The sequence below is a fragment of the Nostoc sp. DSM 114160 genome, from assembly GCF_053470305.1.
In genome coordinates this window covers 439,507-455,245 of sequence record NZ_JBPFGO010000003.1, presented here as the reverse complement: position 1 = coordinate 455,245, position 15,739 = coordinate 439,507, and the positions used below count along the sequence as shown (strand labels likewise).

Annotated in this window: 15 protein-coding genes and 1 pseudogene; 6 read left to right on the top strand and 10 right to left on the bottom strand. The window is 41.7% G+C overall.

The genetic code is table 11. From position 1 onward, the window contains the following. Positions 1 to 13: 13 nt before the first annotated feature. On the bottom strand, positions 14 to 1,087 hold the full coding sequence (locus tag NSTCB13_RS27210; RefSeq protein WP_448274474.1) for a substrate-binding domain-containing protein: 1,074 nt from the start codon (positions 1,085 to 1,087) through the stop codon (positions 14 to 16). Between the two features lie 601 nt (positions 1,088 to 1,688). Here NSTCB13_RS27210 and NSTCB13_RS27205 point away from each other — a divergent pair. Together NSTCB13_RS27205 and NSTCB13_RS27200 are read left to right on the top strand one after the other, a co-directional pair. After that, positions 1,689 to 2,054: a hypothetical protein gene (locus NSTCB13_RS27205; RefSeq protein ID WP_445627220.1), complete on the top strand. Its 366-nt coding sequence runs from the start codon at positions 1,689 to 1,691 to the stop codon at positions 2,052 to 2,054. Between the two features lie 99 nt (positions 2,055 to 2,153). Next, entirely contained in the window at positions 2,154 to 2,528 is a 375-nt protein-coding gene (locus tag NSTCB13_RS27200) for a hypothetical protein (RefSeq protein WP_094353382.1), read from the top strand. On the opposite strand, the gene NSTCB13_RS27195 is transcribed toward NSTCB13_RS27200, so the two are convergent. Together NSTCB13_RS27195 and NSTCB13_RS27190 are read right to left on the bottom strand one after the other, a co-directional pair. Further along, the gene (locus tag NSTCB13_RS27195) at positions 2,499 to 2,696 is read right to left on the bottom strand and encodes a hypothetical protein (RefSeq protein ID WP_448274473.1); all 198 of its coding nucleotides are present in this window, start codon (positions 2,694 to 2,696) and stop codon (positions 2,499 to 2,501) included. The genes NSTCB13_RS27200 and NSTCB13_RS27195 overlap by 30 nt on opposite strands. Before the next feature lie 6 nt (positions 2,697 to 2,702). Beyond that, positions 2,703 to 2,891, bottom strand: a complete 189-nt coding sequence (locus NSTCB13_RS27190; protein ID WP_448274472.1) for a hypothetical protein — start codon at positions 2,889 to 2,891, stop codon at positions 2,703 to 2,705. Between the two features lie 122 nt (positions 2,892 to 3,013). Between NSTCB13_RS27190 and NSTCB13_RS27185 the strand changes: the two genes are divergently transcribed. Further along, a complete protein-coding gene (locus tag NSTCB13_RS27185; protein WP_445627222.1) occupies positions 3,014 to 3,655 on the top strand; it encodes a hypothetical protein in 642 nt (213 codons plus the stop codon). Positions 3,656 to 3,665: 10 nt separating this feature from the next. Then, a pseudogene (locus tag NSTCB13_RS27180) lies at positions 3,666 to 4,476 on the top strand (pentapeptide repeat-containing protein). Positions 4,477 to 4,890: 414 nt separating this feature from the next. Here the strand turns inward: NSTCB13_RS27180 and NSTCB13_RS27175 are convergent. The 3 genes from NSTCB13_RS27175 to NSTCB13_RS27165 all read right to left on the bottom strand — a co-directional run bounded on the left by NSTCB13_RS27175 (position 4,891) and on the right by NSTCB13_RS27165 (position 7,186). Beyond that, entirely contained in the window at positions 4,891 to 5,217 is a 327-nt protein-coding gene (locus NSTCB13_RS27175; RefSeq protein ID WP_445627224.1) for a helix-turn-helix domain-containing protein, read from the bottom strand. Beyond that, a complete protein-coding gene (locus NSTCB13_RS27170) occupies positions 5,214 to 5,588 on the bottom strand; it encodes a type II toxin-antitoxin system RelE/ParE family toxin (protein WP_445627225.1) in 375 nt (124 codons plus the stop codon). The genes NSTCB13_RS27175 and NSTCB13_RS27170 overlap by 4 nt, the downstream gene beginning before the upstream one ends. A gap of 146 nt (positions 5,589 to 5,734) precedes the next feature. Then, complete coding sequence (locus NSTCB13_RS27165) at positions 5,735 to 7,186, bottom strand: MFS transporter (RefSeq protein WP_448274471.1); 1,452 nt, start codon at positions 7,184 to 7,186, stop codon at positions 5,735 to 5,737. A 77-nt stretch (positions 7,187 to 7,263) separates the two neighbouring features. Between NSTCB13_RS27165 and NSTCB13_RS27160 the strand changes: the two genes are divergently transcribed. After that, positions 7,264 to 7,788: a phosphoribosyltransferase gene (locus NSTCB13_RS27160; RefSeq protein ID WP_448274470.1), complete on the top strand. Its 525-nt coding sequence runs from the start codon at positions 7,264 to 7,266 to the stop codon at positions 7,786 to 7,788. 207 nt (positions 7,789 to 7,995) lie between these two features. Here the strand turns inward: NSTCB13_RS27160 and topA are convergent, their stop codons facing one another. The 4 genes from topA to ftsH all read right to left on the bottom strand — a co-directional run bounded on the left by topA (position 7,996) and on the right by ftsH (position 14,796). Next, on the bottom strand, positions 7,996 to 10,167 hold the full coding sequence (gene topA / locus NSTCB13_RS27155; protein WP_448274469.1) for a type I DNA topoisomerase: 2,172 nt from the start codon (positions 10,165 to 10,167) through the stop codon (positions 7,996 to 7,998). 140 nt (positions 10,168 to 10,307) lie between these two features. Continuing rightward, the gene (locus NSTCB13_RS27150; protein WP_448274468.1) at positions 10,308 to 11,393 is read right to left on the bottom strand and encodes an alpha/beta hydrolase; all 1,086 of its coding nucleotides are present in this window, start codon (positions 11,391 to 11,393) and stop codon (positions 10,308 to 10,310) included. A 280-nt stretch (positions 11,394 to 11,673) separates the two neighbouring features. Beyond that, positions 11,674 to 12,588, bottom strand: coding sequence for a DUF928 domain-containing protein (locus NSTCB13_RS27145; protein WP_448274467.1), 915 nt, complete (start codon positions 12,586 to 12,588; stop codon positions 11,674 to 11,676). Between the two features lie 318 nt (positions 12,589 to 12,906). Continuing rightward, positions 12,907 to 14,796: an ATP-dependent zinc metalloprotease FtsH gene (gene ftsH, locus NSTCB13_RS27140; protein WP_448265907.1), complete on the bottom strand. Its 1,890-nt coding sequence runs from the start codon at positions 14,794 to 14,796 to the stop codon at positions 12,907 to 12,909. A 382-nt stretch (positions 14,797 to 15,178) separates the two neighbouring features. Between ftsH and NSTCB13_RS27135 the strand changes: the two genes are divergently transcribed. Then, the gene (locus NSTCB13_RS27135) at positions 15,179 to 15,724 is read left to right on the top strand and encodes an NADPH-dependent FMN reductase (RefSeq protein ID WP_448265906.1); all 546 of its coding nucleotides are present in this window, start codon (positions 15,179 to 15,181) and stop codon (positions 15,722 to 15,724) included. The last annotated feature ends 15 nt before the right edge of the window (positions 15,725 to 15,739 follow it).

The following is a 15,739-nucleotide window of genomic DNA, read 5'->3' as shown; positions in this document are numbered from 1 at the left end:
ATTGCAATCCACTCTAAACAGTCGCTACAACTTCCCCGATTTTGCTGATATCGTAACCGCCGAGAATTTCAAATTGAGAGTGAACCATGCGATGTCCCAAAGTACTGAGCAACTGTTGTACAGATGCTTCTTCCAAATATTCTTTGAGAATCACCAAATCATATCGTGACTGATGTAGAGGGATAAATCCCAGTCCAAAGGCGGTAGCTACAGATGCCGTACTCATACCAGCATCGGCAACTCCTCTGACTACAGCTTGGGCGACATCTTGGTGAGTTTTGAGTACATTATCAAAGCCCTGAACAGCATCGAACGGTATCTGCTCTTTTTGGAGTGTTTGTTCCAAAAGCATCCGACTACCAGAACCTATTTCGCGGTTGACAATAGTCGCCCCTGCAACTAAATCACTAACTGTTCTAATTCCCATTGGGTTCCCTGACTTTAACAAAAGTCCTTCCTCCCAGACACCAAGGGTAATCAGAACTGCTTCCCTCCCAGCCAGAACATCTCGAACAAAGGGAGTATTATACTCACCAGTCTCAGGATCGTAGAGATGCATCCCAGCGATGTGCGCCTCACCTCTGCATAGACTGTGCAATGCAGCCATGCTATTGGCAAAGTTATATTGAACTCGCAGTTGGGGATGCCAGCGTTCGGTGGCTCTTGCCCATAGTGAAATTACAGGGGCACAACCAGCAATCACAACGGTGTTGTGAAGTGTGTCGAGATTATCGTCTAAAAGACGGACTCGAACTTTATTTGTACCTGTAAGGCTTGTACTTTCTCCGTCAGCCGGAATCATATCTTGGCGAAAAGCATCCTTACCAATCAACGGATAAGCTATCCATTGTCCTCCGACACGAGCCATGCTAACTCGCAGTTGCTGACCGTTAGGAACGGGTTTGGCAAGAACGGCTTCAATTTCAGGTAAATCCCGCTCTAACCAGAATAGATCCTCAACTTGACAGCCAAGCGCTTTGGCCAAGCGAAGTGTTATGGCTACTGAGGGAGCATATTGTCCCGACTCTACACCACTAATAGTCTGACGAGTCACATTAGCGATGTTAGCCAAATCTTGTTGGCTCATGCCTAAGCGAGTTCTAATTGACTTCAAGTTATTACGGAGGGTCACTATCCTGCTTCATTGGCTTTATCTCTTAGTTTCAAAAAGCCGTAGCGGATTTAAACATTGCATCTGCCAAGGCGAAAGTCTGGTCTTTGAGTTTATATCATTTCTCTTGGAAGACTTTTTGTGCTTTCGCTGTCTTGATTCCCCATATAAAAAGACTATCACAGAAATTGCCAATTTGCTTGCGAAGCGCAAATTATTTTTGCAGATGGTTGTTTTTTACCTGCTAGTTTGGCTTAAAAGCGCCAAACTCCAATAAACAGAGCATTTATTTTGCAGTAAATTTTTACCAATTAAATTGGTAAATAGTAGTATTCAATACAGTTTTAGGGATTAGTTTCAGCTTTGATGCTTGATAGACGAGTAACACAAACAGTAGAAAACATACCAACCAATTTCGCTTTTTAGGGTAAATTTTGCCCTGACGAAAAATTACCTATTTGACTAAAGTGAATATGCACATGGCATCAGCAAATAATTGCTGTTTGAAGTTTTTGCACAATCAATTAGGTATTTACCAAAGTATGCAACAGATGGCAACAAAGTAGTGGAGAAAGTAATGATTACCGAAGAAGACTTAGCCCAGCAATTTAACGTAATTATTGAACACACTCACCCACAGGTATGGAACCTGTTAAACCAATGTTATGTGAAGATAATCAATCCTCATCCTCATTTAACAAGAATGAATATAAAAACATGCATCCGCCATACAAAATACATTGGTATTTATTGCCCTGATAGACTAATTAATGCTGTCGTAGAACAAAAAAACCTACTCAAAGAAGTAGCAGAATACTTAGGGCTAGTTGAAGTTGTTTGCTTTAATGCCAATAACTTGATGCGCGATCCACTCTCAAACCTCAAGCAAGCTTATCCCCAGTTGTGGTTAGACTTGCTGTGGATTGTTACTCAAGAACAATAACCTAGTAAACCTGATTTTTTTGCAATATTCAATCTGCAAAAAATCAAAAGTACCAATCTTCATCGCAGCTTCGTTACTTTTGAAGCTTGCCAAAACCTTATGAATCAACCATGCCTACATCCAGATGATTTGCCTTCACCTCAAACAATCAAGCTGAGTGAAATACTATTTCGACAACTTGAAGAAGCAACGAAAAAAAGCTTTTTCCTAGCGTGCGATCGCATGACACGGATTTTGTTATCGAGTTGTCATTGGTATTTCCAAATCAATAGTGGCGTTTTGACGTTGATCCTGATTTGTAATAACATGGAAAGTTATCGCAATATCATGAAAACTGTTCCCCAATTTGCCGATCGCTTAAAACAGTTTGCTAACAGAGCTAAAATTACTGTCAGTTCTCCAATTGACAAGGGTATACCGTGGGTACTCAGCATCGATAATGTCTTACCGGAAGGAGACTTGCCCAGTACTTGATAGATATACCAGAAAAATCGCGATCGCCCCTTTTGCCGGATATTGGCGATCGCGCCAAAATATCAAACCACGGCAAGGTGTGTAAGCGCTTTGTATCTGCTTATTTAACTGATTGAGAGGATAGGGATGAAAATAAAAACAACTTGAGCTAGAAAAAGCCATATTCATTGGTATCTAAATTCCTTGCGATTCCAGTTGGGAGATGTTGGGGAAATATTTGGGGTAAAACTGGGGTAATGTAAAAGGGTCAAGATGTTTACAAAGTAGCTGTGTTAAACAAAAATTATGTCGTCCGCCCGAAGTAGATTTTATCCCAAGACGACGATGGTCTTCTAAATAAGCATTAGCTTCTATAATTGCCATTTGACACACGGGTGTAGATCCGTTTAACGGATTTTGCGTTCCTTTATACCCTATATTGTCAAGTTAGGCACTTATATCTCGCATATAGATAACTTTTACCCTCACCACTGGAGAGCAAAATCTTGGGCATAGAATTACGCAGTTTCGTATTTCTCGACAGCCTGCAACCTCAACATGCAGCATATATGGGAACAGTAGCCCAAGGCTTCTTACCATTACCAGGAGATACATCACTGTGGATTGAAATATCTCCTGGTATCGAAATTAATAAAATTACGGATATCGCCCTAAAATCTGCCTCTGTCCGTCCGGGAGTACAGGTAGTTGAACGACTATACGGACTACTAGAAGTTCATTCTAGCTCCCAAGGCGAAACCAGAGCTGCTGGTCAAGCTATTTTGGCGTTCCTGGGAGTCCGAAGAGAGGAATGTCTGAAACCGCGGGTTATTTCTAGTCAGATTATCCGCAACATCGATGCTTATCAAACCCAATTGATTAATCGCACGCGCCGAGGACAGCTACTACTAGCAGGTCAAACGCTGTATGTATTAGAAGTGGAGCCTGCTGCTTACGCCGCACTAGCTGCCAATGAAGCGGAAAAAGCAGCGAGGATTAACATTTTAGAAGTTCAAGCTGTAGGTAGTTTTGGACGGCTTTACTTAGGTGGACAAGAACAGGATATCCTAGCAGGAGCAGCGGGAGCATTAACGGCTATTGAAAGTGTCGCTGGTCGGGTAAATTCTCTGGGTGGGCGTCAGGAGTAAAGGAGAGAAAATGGCAAATCGAGAGCATCTAACTTTACTCAAAGCAGGTGCAGTTAAATGGATTGAATGGAGAAAGAAAAATCCCCAGATTGAACCAGACCCTGAGCGCCGCGAATTTGCAAGGCGATAACCTTAGAGGTGCAAACCTCCAAGGGGTAAACTTGAGAAGAGTTGATTTGGGTAATGCTTTACTTGTGCGGGCAAACCTCAGTGGTGCTGACCTCAGTAGTGCCAACCTTTATAAAGCCCTCCTGAATGAAGCTAACTTGAATGCGGCTAACTTCAGTGTTGCTAACTTGAGTGGTGCTATACTTACGCAGGCAGATTTGAGTTATGCCAATTTGATTGGAGCTGACTTAAGCGGGGTGGATCTTAGAGATGCTGCGATCGCATCTGCTAATCTAATTGGCACTGACTTAAAAAGCGCTAACTTGAGAGATGCCGATTTAGGTGCAGCAAAGTTGATCAGGGCTAACCTCTCTTTTGCCAACCTGATTGAAGCTAACTTGATTGCGGCTGACCTTAGCGAGGCGAGTTTGTACGAAGCAGAGGTTTTAGGAGCTTATCTTTACAAAGCTGACCTATACAAAGCTAATCTGACCAAGGCTCACCTCAGTGGTGCATACTTGTTGCGGGCTAACCTAAGTCAAGCTAATTTGAGTCAAGCTGACTTGAGTTGGACTAACCTTAGAAATGCGAATTTGGCAGGGGCGAATCTTAGAGGAACTAACCTTAGAGGAGCCGACATTCGAGGAGCTAACCTCAGCGGCGTAAATCTTCAAGAAACAATTATGCCTAATAATAGCGCGATCGCTTTCTAATTTTCTAGCCAATTGAGAACTGTTGTAGGTGCGTGGTTCTTGTTTTAGACATTCTTCCAAAAACACTATGACAAGATTGTTTCCACTTTGCCTTCCCCCCGCGTCCTGGTCGTTCCCAAAGCCCTTCCATACCAAGTTTCTGCCATTTATGCAAAACATCTCTGACTGTTTGCAGAGAAAATCGCAGCGCATCCTCCCTCAACCCCACACAAGGATTATTTGGTTACATTTAGCTTGCCTAATGCGTGAGCTATCTAGGATGGCATTGACACACAGCGATCGCCCGATGGTGTCGTCTACTCACGGATAAAACCCCTTCACTGTGGCCTCGTTGCTGGATAATGGTCTGTGGTATTGTCAAGAGCCATTTCATGTACCGTAAGAATTAAGAAATTTTCAGGCTTCCATCCTTCCCTATAGCGATATCACAGTTTCAGTAGATTCGCCCTGCGCGTGACGAGGGCGAAGATGTAAAGTGATTTCCGTATCGAGTCGCTTGAGGAAAATGAGCAGTTTGCCCTCGCTGAATCTTTGAAACTCTCCTTTCATCAAACGAGATACTTCTGGCTGCGGAATGCCAAGAAGTTCGCTGATTTCACGCTGTTTCAGGTTGCGTTGTTTCAAAAGGCGGAGTACCTGAATCCCTATTTTGCCCCGTGTAAAAAGTTCATCCGCATTCTCCAAACCGAGGTCAGCGAATACGTTGCCACTGCTTTGTTCAAAAATCGGTTCCTGTGTCATTGTTGTTTCTCCCTGGCTATCGCATCCTTATAGCGTTGTTTAATGAGGTCAACATCAGCCTGTGGAGTTTTAATCCCCTGCTTTGATTTCTTTTGAAAAGCGTGCAGGACATAAATTCTCTCTGCAATCTTTACCGCATAGACTGCCCTGTAAGTATCGGTATCGTAGCGTTTGACAATTTCATACACGCCGCTTCCAACCCCTTTAAAAGGCTTGGCATCCATTGGTGTTTCCCCTGCTTGCACCAATTGCAGTGCATAGCCTACTGATGCACGTACCTCTTCTGGAAATGAACGGATATTTTTGAGAGAGTCTCCCATCCAAACCAGAGGTCGTAAAGGAATTTCTATAATATCCTCATCTTCATCCATTTTATATGAAATTTCCTATAAAACCAGTCAGACAATAGCATGAAATGTCCCCCGCACCACCAGAGAGCTAAATTTTATTTACAGTTTTTTCTTTCCCTTTTCCCCAAAACCTGACAAGTATTGCCCTGCCGCCTACTCCTTGCTCTTTAACTCCCCTTCTTCTCTTGCCGTTCTTTGAGTTTCAGCATAATTTGGGCGTGCATCTCGCGGGTAATTGGGTAAAAATACGTTAAAACTAAGCCAAAAATCAGACAAACTGTTGGTATGGGGCCAACGGCAACACGAATAGCAAACAGTGCTGATTCCGGTTGGATGGGTAGTGGACTTCCAGCTACAGATTCTTTGAAACCAGATGCTTGCAAAGCATTTCCCACCAAAAATAGTCCCAAAGCTAAACCAAATTTTTGCAGCAAAACCATGAAGCCATAAAAAATGCCTTCTCTGCGTTGTCCGGTTTGCAGTTCATCTAATTCAATCACATCTGGAATCATTGACCAGGGAATTAGATAAGCTGTGGAGACACCAATACCTGCCATCACAGCCATCACATACATCAAAACTATTTGACCAGGTTGTAAGAAAAATAGCCCGGCTGCTGCTATAATCCACAAACTCATTCCCAGAAAATAAACAACTTTTTTGCCGATTTTTTTACTCAACGCTCCCCAGACAAATAGCATTAACAGAGCAGTTCCTTGGACTGCAATCATGACTGTGGGCACATCTGATTCTTTGAGTCCCATACAATCAACTACAAAATAGGGAATAATGCTGGCTGTTACCTGTACGCCTAGCCAAGAACAAAGATATATACCAATAACAAATAAAAAAGGTCGGTTACTAAAGACAATTTTTAGCTGTTCAAAGAAGGGGAGAGATGCAGGTTCCTCGGTTTGGCTGCGTTTAGCCTCAAAAGCCAAGATGCGATCGCGGACTCCAAAAACGCACCAATATAATCCTAAAATCGAAATTACCGTACAAATGGCTGCTAAAACGAGATATTGTTGTTGGCGATCGCTAATTTGAGAAAAAACAATTTGCGTTAAAATCAACGATAAAATGCTGCCACCAATGGAAAATGTAAACCGATAGCTGTTAAGGCTGGTACGTTCGTCGTAATCTTGAGTTAATTCTGGAGTCATTGCTGTATAAGGCAAATTCACAACTGTGTAAAACGCCTGAGATATCACCCCAATCGCTACGTAATACAAAAACAGCGGCCAAATATTATCACTCTGATTTGCACTAAATCGCGGTACAATCCACTGCAAGAAGAAGAAAACTCCAAAGGGAATAGCCCCATAAAACATCCAAGGAAGACGACGACCCCAACGACGAGATTTCGTTTTATCAGTCAGAAACCCGACAACCGGATCGTTTACCCCATCCCAAATTTTGCCAATCATCAAAATACTCCCAGCTAAACCCGCAGGGATACCAGCGACGTTGGTAAAGAAAACCAGCAGAAAAAAGACGGAGATATTTGCAGTAATTGCTGGGCCTAAATCCCCTGCACCGTAAGCCAGCTTTGTTTTAAGGTCAAGTTTTTCACTGAGAGGATTTCGTTGAACATCACCATCAGCAGCAGAATCATTCATAAAACTTTGCACTCATACTAAAATAAAAAATCTGCAATCGCCTTGAATACTAGCCATCTACCACTCCCGTTAGACTTATGCCAGACCTTTATGTTTCTTGGTCAGATTATCACCAAAAAATTGAACAACTGGCTATTCAGATTTATCAATCGGGTTGGGAATTCAACCAGATTATCTGTCTTGCCAGAGGAGGACTAAGAGTCGGAGATATTCTTTCCCGTATATATCAGCAGCCGCTAGCAATTTTAGCAACCTCATCTTATTACAGTGGCACTGGTAAGCAAGAAAGAAGTAATTTAATTTTCTCCCGTCATTTGACAATGACTGCCGAAAAGTTAGGTTCGCGCATTCTCCTAGTGGATGACTTAGTAGACTCTGGGGTAACACTCCAGCAAACTATACCTTGGCTCAAGCAAAATACTGATTTCCCCATTGAGGAAATTCGCACCGCCGTTCTTTGGTATAAAGCTTGTTCAGTTATAGCACCCAATTATTATGTTAATTATCTACCTGATAACCCCTGGATTCATCAACCTTTTGAATACTACGAGCAGATGAACATCGCAGAACTTGCGGCTAAGGTAAATAAAGTTAGGAGTTAGGAGTTAGGAGTGATGAGTTAACGCGATGTGCAACTTATTCTTAGAACCCCACTTCCATTCCTCTCCCCGAAAGGTCGATAGGCTTTGATTCTTGCTCCCCAACCCTGGCTCTTAAGGGGCTGGGGGTTAGTGGGGGTTAGGTTTGAAAAAAAGTCGCACACGGCGCGAGTTATTAATTCAAAACTCCTAATTTCTAACTCTTAACTTCTAACTCTTAACTTCTAACTCTCCAAACTTAGGACTCCACCACCCTTTTTGTGTGCTGAAATAAGCCACATCTTTATGTTTGGTATCCTTACGAAATTGGGCATTAGAACATCGCAACATGGTCTTACTCTGCCCCTCTTTGATATAACTGTACTCCTCTAGAGGTTTTTTACATACTGGGCAAGGATATGCTGTCGTTTTGACAGGAGGCTTTTGTTGATTTTCAGCTTGGGCTGTTTTAGCTTGTGGTGGCTGCCAAGTTTTGTTAAAGTCGCTCCAAAATAGCACGACATTTTCACAACCTTTTGTGCATTTGAGGAAATATTTCTTTTTTACCTTACTACTCGGAATTTTGGCGAGAAAATTTTTGCATTCAGGGCATCGAGTCTTGGAAGTTTCATATTTGCGCTCAGTTATCACATTAGCTTTACCTTTTGGGGAACTCGCAACTACAGTTTTAGCTTTGGAAAGTGCTGGTACAAAGTAATTCTGATTCCAACTAGTTAAATAATGCTGCCAAGAATTCTTTCCTTCAGAAATGGCATCAAGGGCATCTTCCATTTTCGCAGTGAATTCTGCCTCTAGTAAATCCGGCAGTGCTTTGAGCAAAAAGGCATCAACTTCTAACCCTAACGCTGTCGGTTGCAGATGGTCTTTTTTCAACTCCACATAATTTCGTTTTTTTAAGGTAGCAACAGTAGGAGCATAAGTACTTGGGCGACCAATTCCTTTACGTTCCATCAATTGCACTAATTTTGGTTCGCTATAACGAGGTGGTGGCTGCGTCTGCTTTTTCTCATGTCCAGCATTCTCTAGTTTCAATCCTTGCCCCTGTTGTAGTGAAGGTAAAACACTATCCTTGCTGAGATTGTTCCAGTACCGTGCATAACCATAAAATTCAATCACTTGCCCTCTGGCTGACCACAGTAGAGAACCAGACTGAGTAATCACCAAAGTTTTACGCAATTGGGCAGCACGACACTGAGAGGCAATTGACCGTTTCCAAATCATCACATACAGATTAAACTGATCGTCAGGAAGTTCTAAGCGCAACTGAGCTGAGGGACGAAATACATCCGTGGGGCGAATCGCTTCATGTGCTTCTTGAGCCGATTTGCTACTGCGATGCTTGGCGACTTGCGGCGGTACATTCTGCGGGTCGTTTTGCTCTAACCATTTACGGGCGCTGGCACAAAATTCTGGACTCAGCATCACTGAGTCTGTTCGCATATATGTGATCAGCCCTGCCTCATAGAGCTTTTGGGCAACAACCATAGTTTTATCGGGAGCAAACCTCAGCTTTGAACCGGCTGCTTGCTGAAGGCTCGAAGTTGTAAATGGTGGCGGTGGCTGGCGGTTAACGATTTTTCCTTCAAAATGAATCACCTGATGAGGATGTCGCTGTGCTTCTTCTACTAAACGTGTCGCCTCTGCTTCGGAAAGAACACGCTTAGACTCTGGTGTTTCTGGACTATTACCCACTTTCGCATCATCATGAGTTTCAGTTTCTTGTTCTGCTGCATCTTTTGCAGAATCGACCGTACCTTTGTAAAAAGCCCGAAATCCTTCCGCATAATCTACCCAGACACTCCAGTAATCTTGGGGGACAAACGTCAAAATTTCGTTTTCTCGCTGACAAATCAAGTGCAACGTGGCGCTTTGGACTCTACCAACACTCTTAGCGCCGTTATTCAATGCCCAAACTAAAGGACTACCCTTATAACCCACCAACTTATCTAGACAATCTCGGCACAGCCCAGCCCCAATCAAGTTTTGGTCTAGCTTTCTGGGATTAGCGATCGCACTTTGTACCGCCGATGCTGTAATCTCAGTATAAATTACTCGTTTTGGTTCCCTTAGACCCAGCGTTTCTTTGAGATGCCAAGCAATGGTTTCGCCTTCCCGGTCTGGGTCAGTTGCTAAGACAACTTCATCAACCTGCCTCACCGCAGACTTGAGCTTCTGAATTGTTTCCTTCGCTCGTTGGTCACGCGGGACGTAATTGCACCGAACATTACTACCGTCCATGACGAAGCCCAAGGAATCGTCTCCTTCATTGCTGAGTTCTCGGATATGGCCACAACTGGCTAGAACTTTCCAATCCGAACCCAGAATTTGACTGAGTTTTTTGACTTTTCCGGGAGACTCGACTACAAGCAGGCGTTTGATCATAGCAACTGCGTTCTAGATTTTGAGCAATAAACTGGCAATTGCTTTTGAGCGATCGCCTATTCTCGTTATGTGGATTTTCTAAGAATACTAAACCATAAACGAAGCAAACACATATAACTGAATACGTAATTAAAATGAATTCATTCTATAATTTTTTGTAACACAGTTTTATCAAAGAAGTAAGCATCATGAGATTCCCTAGTTATTTGTTTAACTAAGGATACTTTAAGAGAAATACATCTAGCTTGGAATTTATTATTTTCCATAGCAGGGGATATAGGTACTTTAGTACATAGCCAATCTTGATTTGAATAAAAGTCATACCACTTTTCTAGAGATTCACTGTTCAAGCATTTAACAACTTCTTCAGGTATCCAGTTTGAAAGATAAGCTAATGTTTTTAAAGGACTACCTAAAGTAATAAAGTTTATTTTTTTCAAGCTTGAATGTTTATAATCTGCTAATAAATCAGTAGCTAAAACTGTCCCTAAGCTATGAGATAAAACTGTAATTTTTTCATATTTAGATTCAGTTAATATATCATTTAACACTGAAATTAATCTATGTCTAAGCTTATCTCTTAGACCTCCTAACTCTTTTTGTGTTTCATCTTCAGCATAACGAACTATAAAATCAAGTAAATTAATTAGTGAGTTCGCAGATGTTGGTAACATACTAAGTAAAGCGCTAGTAATTAACCAAACCGGCCAGCTACCAAAAGTTTTACCTAAGTTGCTTAACGTATCAGCCATATCTTTTGGCAGATTAAATCCGAGTGCATTGGGATCATTTCCAATAGCGGTAAGTGCTATAGTCAATGTGCTATATTCCCAAGCTATTATTAAAAATAAAATAGTCAGTATTTGTAAAAAAAATAATTTAGACGTTTTTCCAATTTTAAATAAGGCAAAAAACCAATAAAAAAATAAATAAATTCCTCTCAAAACTCTTTGCCTTATGTTTTTGTCATTTAGATCGTCAATTAAATCTCTCCAATAAATTTCATAAATATCTATATTGTTATTCATGCCAACGGTGTCTTGATAAGTAAATCTTCTTCCAGTTTGACCTGAAATTTTAACCTCTTCTGGCTCTAAATAAATTCGTTGATCTAATCTGTTTGTTAGACCAATTGCTAAATAATGATTGATATAGTAATCCTTTTCCTTGGAAGTGAATGCAGGGACAAAAATGATCGCTTTTTGAGTTTCTTTATCAGTTTCCATATAGTTTTTATAAAAACTTCATTAATCTTTATTTTTTAACTTGACTTAACAATCTTATAATACCCTAAAATCAAGCTGTAAGTAGTTACCATTACTTAAATCTTTACGGTCAAACTGTTAACTAAGCATAACTTAGACTACTTGTCTCTATGAGAAATCTATATATATCAGAGTGTTCGTTAATTGGTATAAAAGGGATGGGGAATTTTGCACAAGTAGTTAAATTAAAGAGTAAAAACCCGGTTTTTTATCAAAACCAGGTTTGTAAGTAATTGTTAATTTATTTCTGAGCAGTACAACAGGGCAATAAAGACTTGTTTACAACATCTTTTATATCCACTGAATTCAATAAATCTTCCCAATATTTTTGAACTTCAGGATCGTTAGGACGCTGGCGGCGTAAATTAGCTAAAGTTCTCAAGGCATCTTCCCAAAATCCGGCTGTGGCAAATAAAACTGCCCGATCTAAGTCTGTGTTTGGTTGATTTAGCTGAAGAGACAAGTTTTCATCTTGCGATCGCACAATTGTACCTTCTACATACGAGTCTTTATCGCGGTTATTAGAATCGCAAATCATCGAAAAAGTCCAATTATATTCTTTACCTATTTGTAGAGATGGCCGATCGACAGGTACATTTACGCTAACAATACCATTCTGCCCAACAGGTTTGAAAGTTCCTTTATATAACGGGTCAATGCTATCACCATCCCGCAAAACAAATTCTAGTGCTTGCACTGTTGTCGAGGTTTGAGGAAGGTAGAAAAAGAATGTGGGACGTTCTGCTGTGGTGCGTTGAGCTTCCTTATCTGTTGGTGTCAGGGGAATAATATATTGTCCAGTTTGAAAGCAACTTCCCCGTGTTCCTGCTGACCTTACTCTACCAGGTCTACCTGGCACAAAGGCGATACGATTTCTACTGCTACCGCGTTGAATGTAACTTGTAACATTTCTAATTGCAGCAGTAGCATATCTATCTCCAGGACGTAGCCGCTCTGCTTGCTGAAAATTCAATAAAGCTTTTCTATAGTTTCTGCGTTTGGTTTCATTATAGCCAGCCAGCATATATTGGGTGTAAGCAGATTTTGCTTGTGCGAGTTGGTATGATGTTGCCAAAACCTGAGTAATGCTTACAGGCTCGAAGGGCAGAAATGCTAAAGCAGCAAGCAGATAGCTTGCCCAAAATCTATGTTTCATAATTGTTTATGTTTACTTGTAGTACATTATTTCGGTATATATAATACAATAGCCTAAGCTTTACAGTGACAAGACTTTATGTGTGCTACTTTCTGGGAAGGCTGAGGTAGTATTGTAATTTTTTTTCACAACAAAATTCCCAACTTTTTTCAGAAGTTGGGAATCTTAACCTTTGGATTTTCAGTAGTCTAAAGTTGATAGACTATTAGCTTTTGCCTATTCCTTAATAGACATCCGGTGAAATTAAAGATGCGCTATCCAGAACCTTTGTAGAGACGTAGTAGTGCTACTTCTCTACATTATTTCTCACTCATATTTTTAATGAGGTACAGCCAATTGTTCATCGGCTACCTGAACATGATCGGTAACAATTTTGCGGAATACATCACCTTCAATTGTTTCCTGTTCTGCTAGCAAATCTACTAAACGCTCTAAAACTACGCGGTTTTCTTCCAAAAGTTCTTTGGCCTTAATGTAGGAATTGCTAACAATTTCGCGCACTTGTGAATCAATTTTGGCAGCAATTTCTTCAGAATAGTCTGATTTATTCATCCAGTCGCGTCCTAAAAATACCTCTCCACTCTGATTTTCTAGTGACAATGGGCCTAATTCTGACATCCCAAAGCGTGTCACCATCTGCCGCGCCATCCCTGTCACGTGTTGCAAGTCATTGCTTGCACCTGTGGTCACTTCTGGCTTCCCAAAAACGATTTCCTCGGCGGCGCGACCACCCAAAGTAGCAGTAATCCTCGATTTGAGTTGGGAACGGGAAATTAACCCCTGTTCTTCGTTGGGAGTAAACCAAGTTAATCCCAGTGCTTGTCCCCGTGGAATCAATGTAACTTTCTGCACAGGATCGTGCTCTTTGAGCAATGTGCCTACTAAAGCGTGTCCAACTTCATGATAGGCAATTAAGCGCTTGCTCTTGCTGTCTACTAAGGCGGTACCTTCCATACCTGCAACAACTCGGTCTACAGCAGCATCAATTTCTAAAAGAGTGACGGCTTCTTTACGTCTTCTAGCGGTGAGAATGGCGGCTTCGTTGAGTAAGTTAGCTAAATCTGCGCCAGTAAAACCAGGAGTGCGGCGAGCGATCGCTTCTAATGATACGCTAGGATCGATTTTCTTATTCCGCGCGTGGACTTTCAAAATTTCTAGTCGCCCTTTGAGATCGGGTGGATCGACCATCACTTGTCTATCAAAACGTCCCGGTCTGAGCAATGCTGTATCTAAAACATCTGGACGGTTTGTGGCAGCAATAATAATGATACCTGTGTTACCTTCAAAACCATCCATTTCGGTGAGCAGTTGGTTCAAGGTTTGTTCGCGCTCGTCGTTACCGCCACCGATTCCAGCGCCCCGTTGTCTGCCTACTGCGTCAATTTCATCGATAAATATTAGACAAGGGGCATTGTCTTTGGCTTTCTTGAAAAGGTCGCGCACGCGAGATGCACCCACACCAACGAACATTTCTACAAATTCTGAACCGGAAATACTGAAGAATGGTACACCGGCTTCACCTGCGATCGCTTTTGCTAGTAAAGTTTTACCAGTACCAGGAGGGCCAATTAACAGCACTCCTTTGGGAATCCGTGCGCCTACAGCCGTAAATCTTTCTGGCTGTTTCAGGAAAGTCACAACTTCTTCGAGTTCTTCTTTCGCTTCTTCAACCCCGGCGACATCTTCAAATTTCACTCCAGTTTTTGCCTCCATTTGGAAGCGAGCTTTGGATTTGCCGAAATTCATCGCTTGGCTAGAAGCATTAGTAGAGCGTCGGAGGAACAATAGCATTAAAGCTACCAGTGGCAAAATCCACATCAAATTTATCAACAGCCCAACAGCAGCTCGACTGTTAGCAGAGGAAACTTCGCCAAAATCAACATTCTTGTCTTTGAGAATATTGACTAACTCTGTGTTTTGTGCTAGGAGTCTTACCTGTTGCGGTGGTGTATTATCTTTTTGCCCCTTGAGATAAACCTTTGCTAGCTGTTCGGTTTCGTCAAGCTCTACTTTCTCGACTTCTCCCGCCTTCACTTTCTTGATCAAATCACCATAATTTAGCGAGGCGGTTTCTGCTTTTTGTGCCATGACAGGAGTATTTCCGAAAATTCCTGGCAACATAATCAAACTAGCAGCAATTGCACCAACCCAAGCAACGCGCTTTGAGGACTGCCTTTTTATCAATGCTTTTTTTCCCGAATTTGTCATAATAATTACCCTTTGTCTGCTGGCACAAGTTAAGCGCTGGTTTTATGCCTATTCTTCTATCAAAAATTGTAATAACTGGAAATTACACTTTTCTTATCTAGTCTAACTTCCACATAAAAGCATTCCCAAGTTTCTTCAGGCTATTACATAAAGTTGAGCGATCGTTATCTAGATTTATGTAGTTGTTAAGACTAGACATTGGCCACAAAAGGCAGAGGTGCAAAGGGGACTTACTGCTCCCCTGCTCCCTTCCTTCCCCAATCTCCAGTAGATATTAATTTGACACATTCTGGCACAAATCGCTAAGATAAACATAGTCATAACGATTCCGTTTTTTAAGAAATCTGATGATAGTAGCTAGTTAATAGTTTGTGGGTTAATTATGGTGAAAATTATTGGCATTGGTGGTAGTTTAAGACCTAACTCTTATACCCAGCTTGCTTTAGAAGTCGCAGCGCAAAGGGTTGAAGCTGTAGGCGCAGAGGTAGAAATTCTCGATTTACGAGAGTTGCAGCTACCATTTTGCACTGGCGCAAAGGAGTATCCAGAGTATCCAGATGTTCAGCGGTTGCAAAATACAGTTAGTCAGGCTGATGGGTTAATTTTAGCGACACCTGAGTATCATGGTGGCGTTAGTGGTGTCCTGAAAAATGCCCTGGATTTGATGAGTTTTGACCAACTGTCTGATAAAGTGACGGGATTGATTAGTGTCTTGGGTGGTCAGTCTAATAGCAACGCTCTAAATGACCTACGGCTAATTATTCGTTGGGTACACGGTTGGGTGATTCCCGAACAAATTGCGATCGGACAAGCTTGGGGTGCTTTCAGTCCTGAAGGCAAACTAGTAGATGAGAAACTCTCTCAAAGATTCGATCAATTTGCTCAGAGTTTAGTTGATAACACTCGCAAGCTGCGGGGTGTGAATTAATTGTAGGGTGGGTCT

Bases quoted from the DNA above. Each gene is read 5' to 3' on its own strand.
- NSTCB13_RS27210 (WP_448274474.1), bottom strand. From the start codon at position 1,087: ATGAGCCAACAAGATTTGGCTAACATCGCTAATGTGACTCGTCAGACT.
- NSTCB13_RS27205 (WP_445627220.1), top strand. From the start codon at position 1,689: ATGATTACCGAAGAAGACTTAGCCCAGCAATTTAACGTAATTATTGAA.
- NSTCB13_RS27200 (WP_094353382.1), top strand. From the start codon at position 2,154: ATGAATCAACCATGCCTACATCCAGATGATTTGCCTTCACCTCAAACA.
- NSTCB13_RS27195 (WP_448274473.1), bottom strand. From the start codon at position 2,696: ATGAATATGGCTTTTTCTAGCTCAAGTTGTTTTTATTTTCATCCCTAT.
- NSTCB13_RS27190 (WP_448274472.1), bottom strand. From the start codon at position 2,891: ATGGCAATTATAGAAGCTAATGCTTATTTAGAAGACCATCGTCGTCTT.
- NSTCB13_RS27175 (WP_445627224.1), bottom strand. From the start codon at position 5,217: ATGACACAGGAACCGATTTTTGAACAAAGCAGTGGCAACGTATTCGCT.
- NSTCB13_RS27170 (WP_445627225.1), bottom strand. From the start codon at position 5,588: ATGGATGAAGATGAGGATATTATAGAAATTCCTTTACGACCTCTGGTT.
- NSTCB13_RS27165 (WP_448274471.1), bottom strand. From the start codon at position 7,186: ATGAATGATTCTGCTGCTGATGGTGATGTTCAACGAAATCCTCTCAGT.
- NSTCB13_RS27160 (WP_448274470.1), top strand. From the start codon at position 7,264: ATGCCAGACCTTTATGTTTCTTGGTCAGATTATCACCAAAAAATTGAA.
- topA (WP_448274469.1), bottom strand. From the start codon at position 10,167: ATGATCAAACGCCTGCTTGTAGTCGAGTCTCCCGGAAAAGTCAAAAAA.
- NSTCB13_RS27150 (WP_448274468.1), bottom strand. From the start codon at position 11,393: ATGGAAACTGATAAAGAAACTCAAAAAGCGATCATTTTTGTCCCTGCA.
- NSTCB13_RS27145 (WP_448274467.1), bottom strand. From the start codon at position 12,588: ATGAAACATAGATTTTGGGCAAGCTATCTGCTTGCTGCTTTAGCATTT.
- ftsH (WP_448265907.1), bottom strand. From the start codon at position 14,796: ATGACAAATTCGGGAAAAAAAGCATTGATAAAAAGGCAGTCCTCAAAG.
- NSTCB13_RS27135 (WP_448265906.1), top strand. From the start codon at position 15,179: ATGGTGAAAATTATTGGCATTGGTGGTAGTTTAAGACCTAACTCTTAT.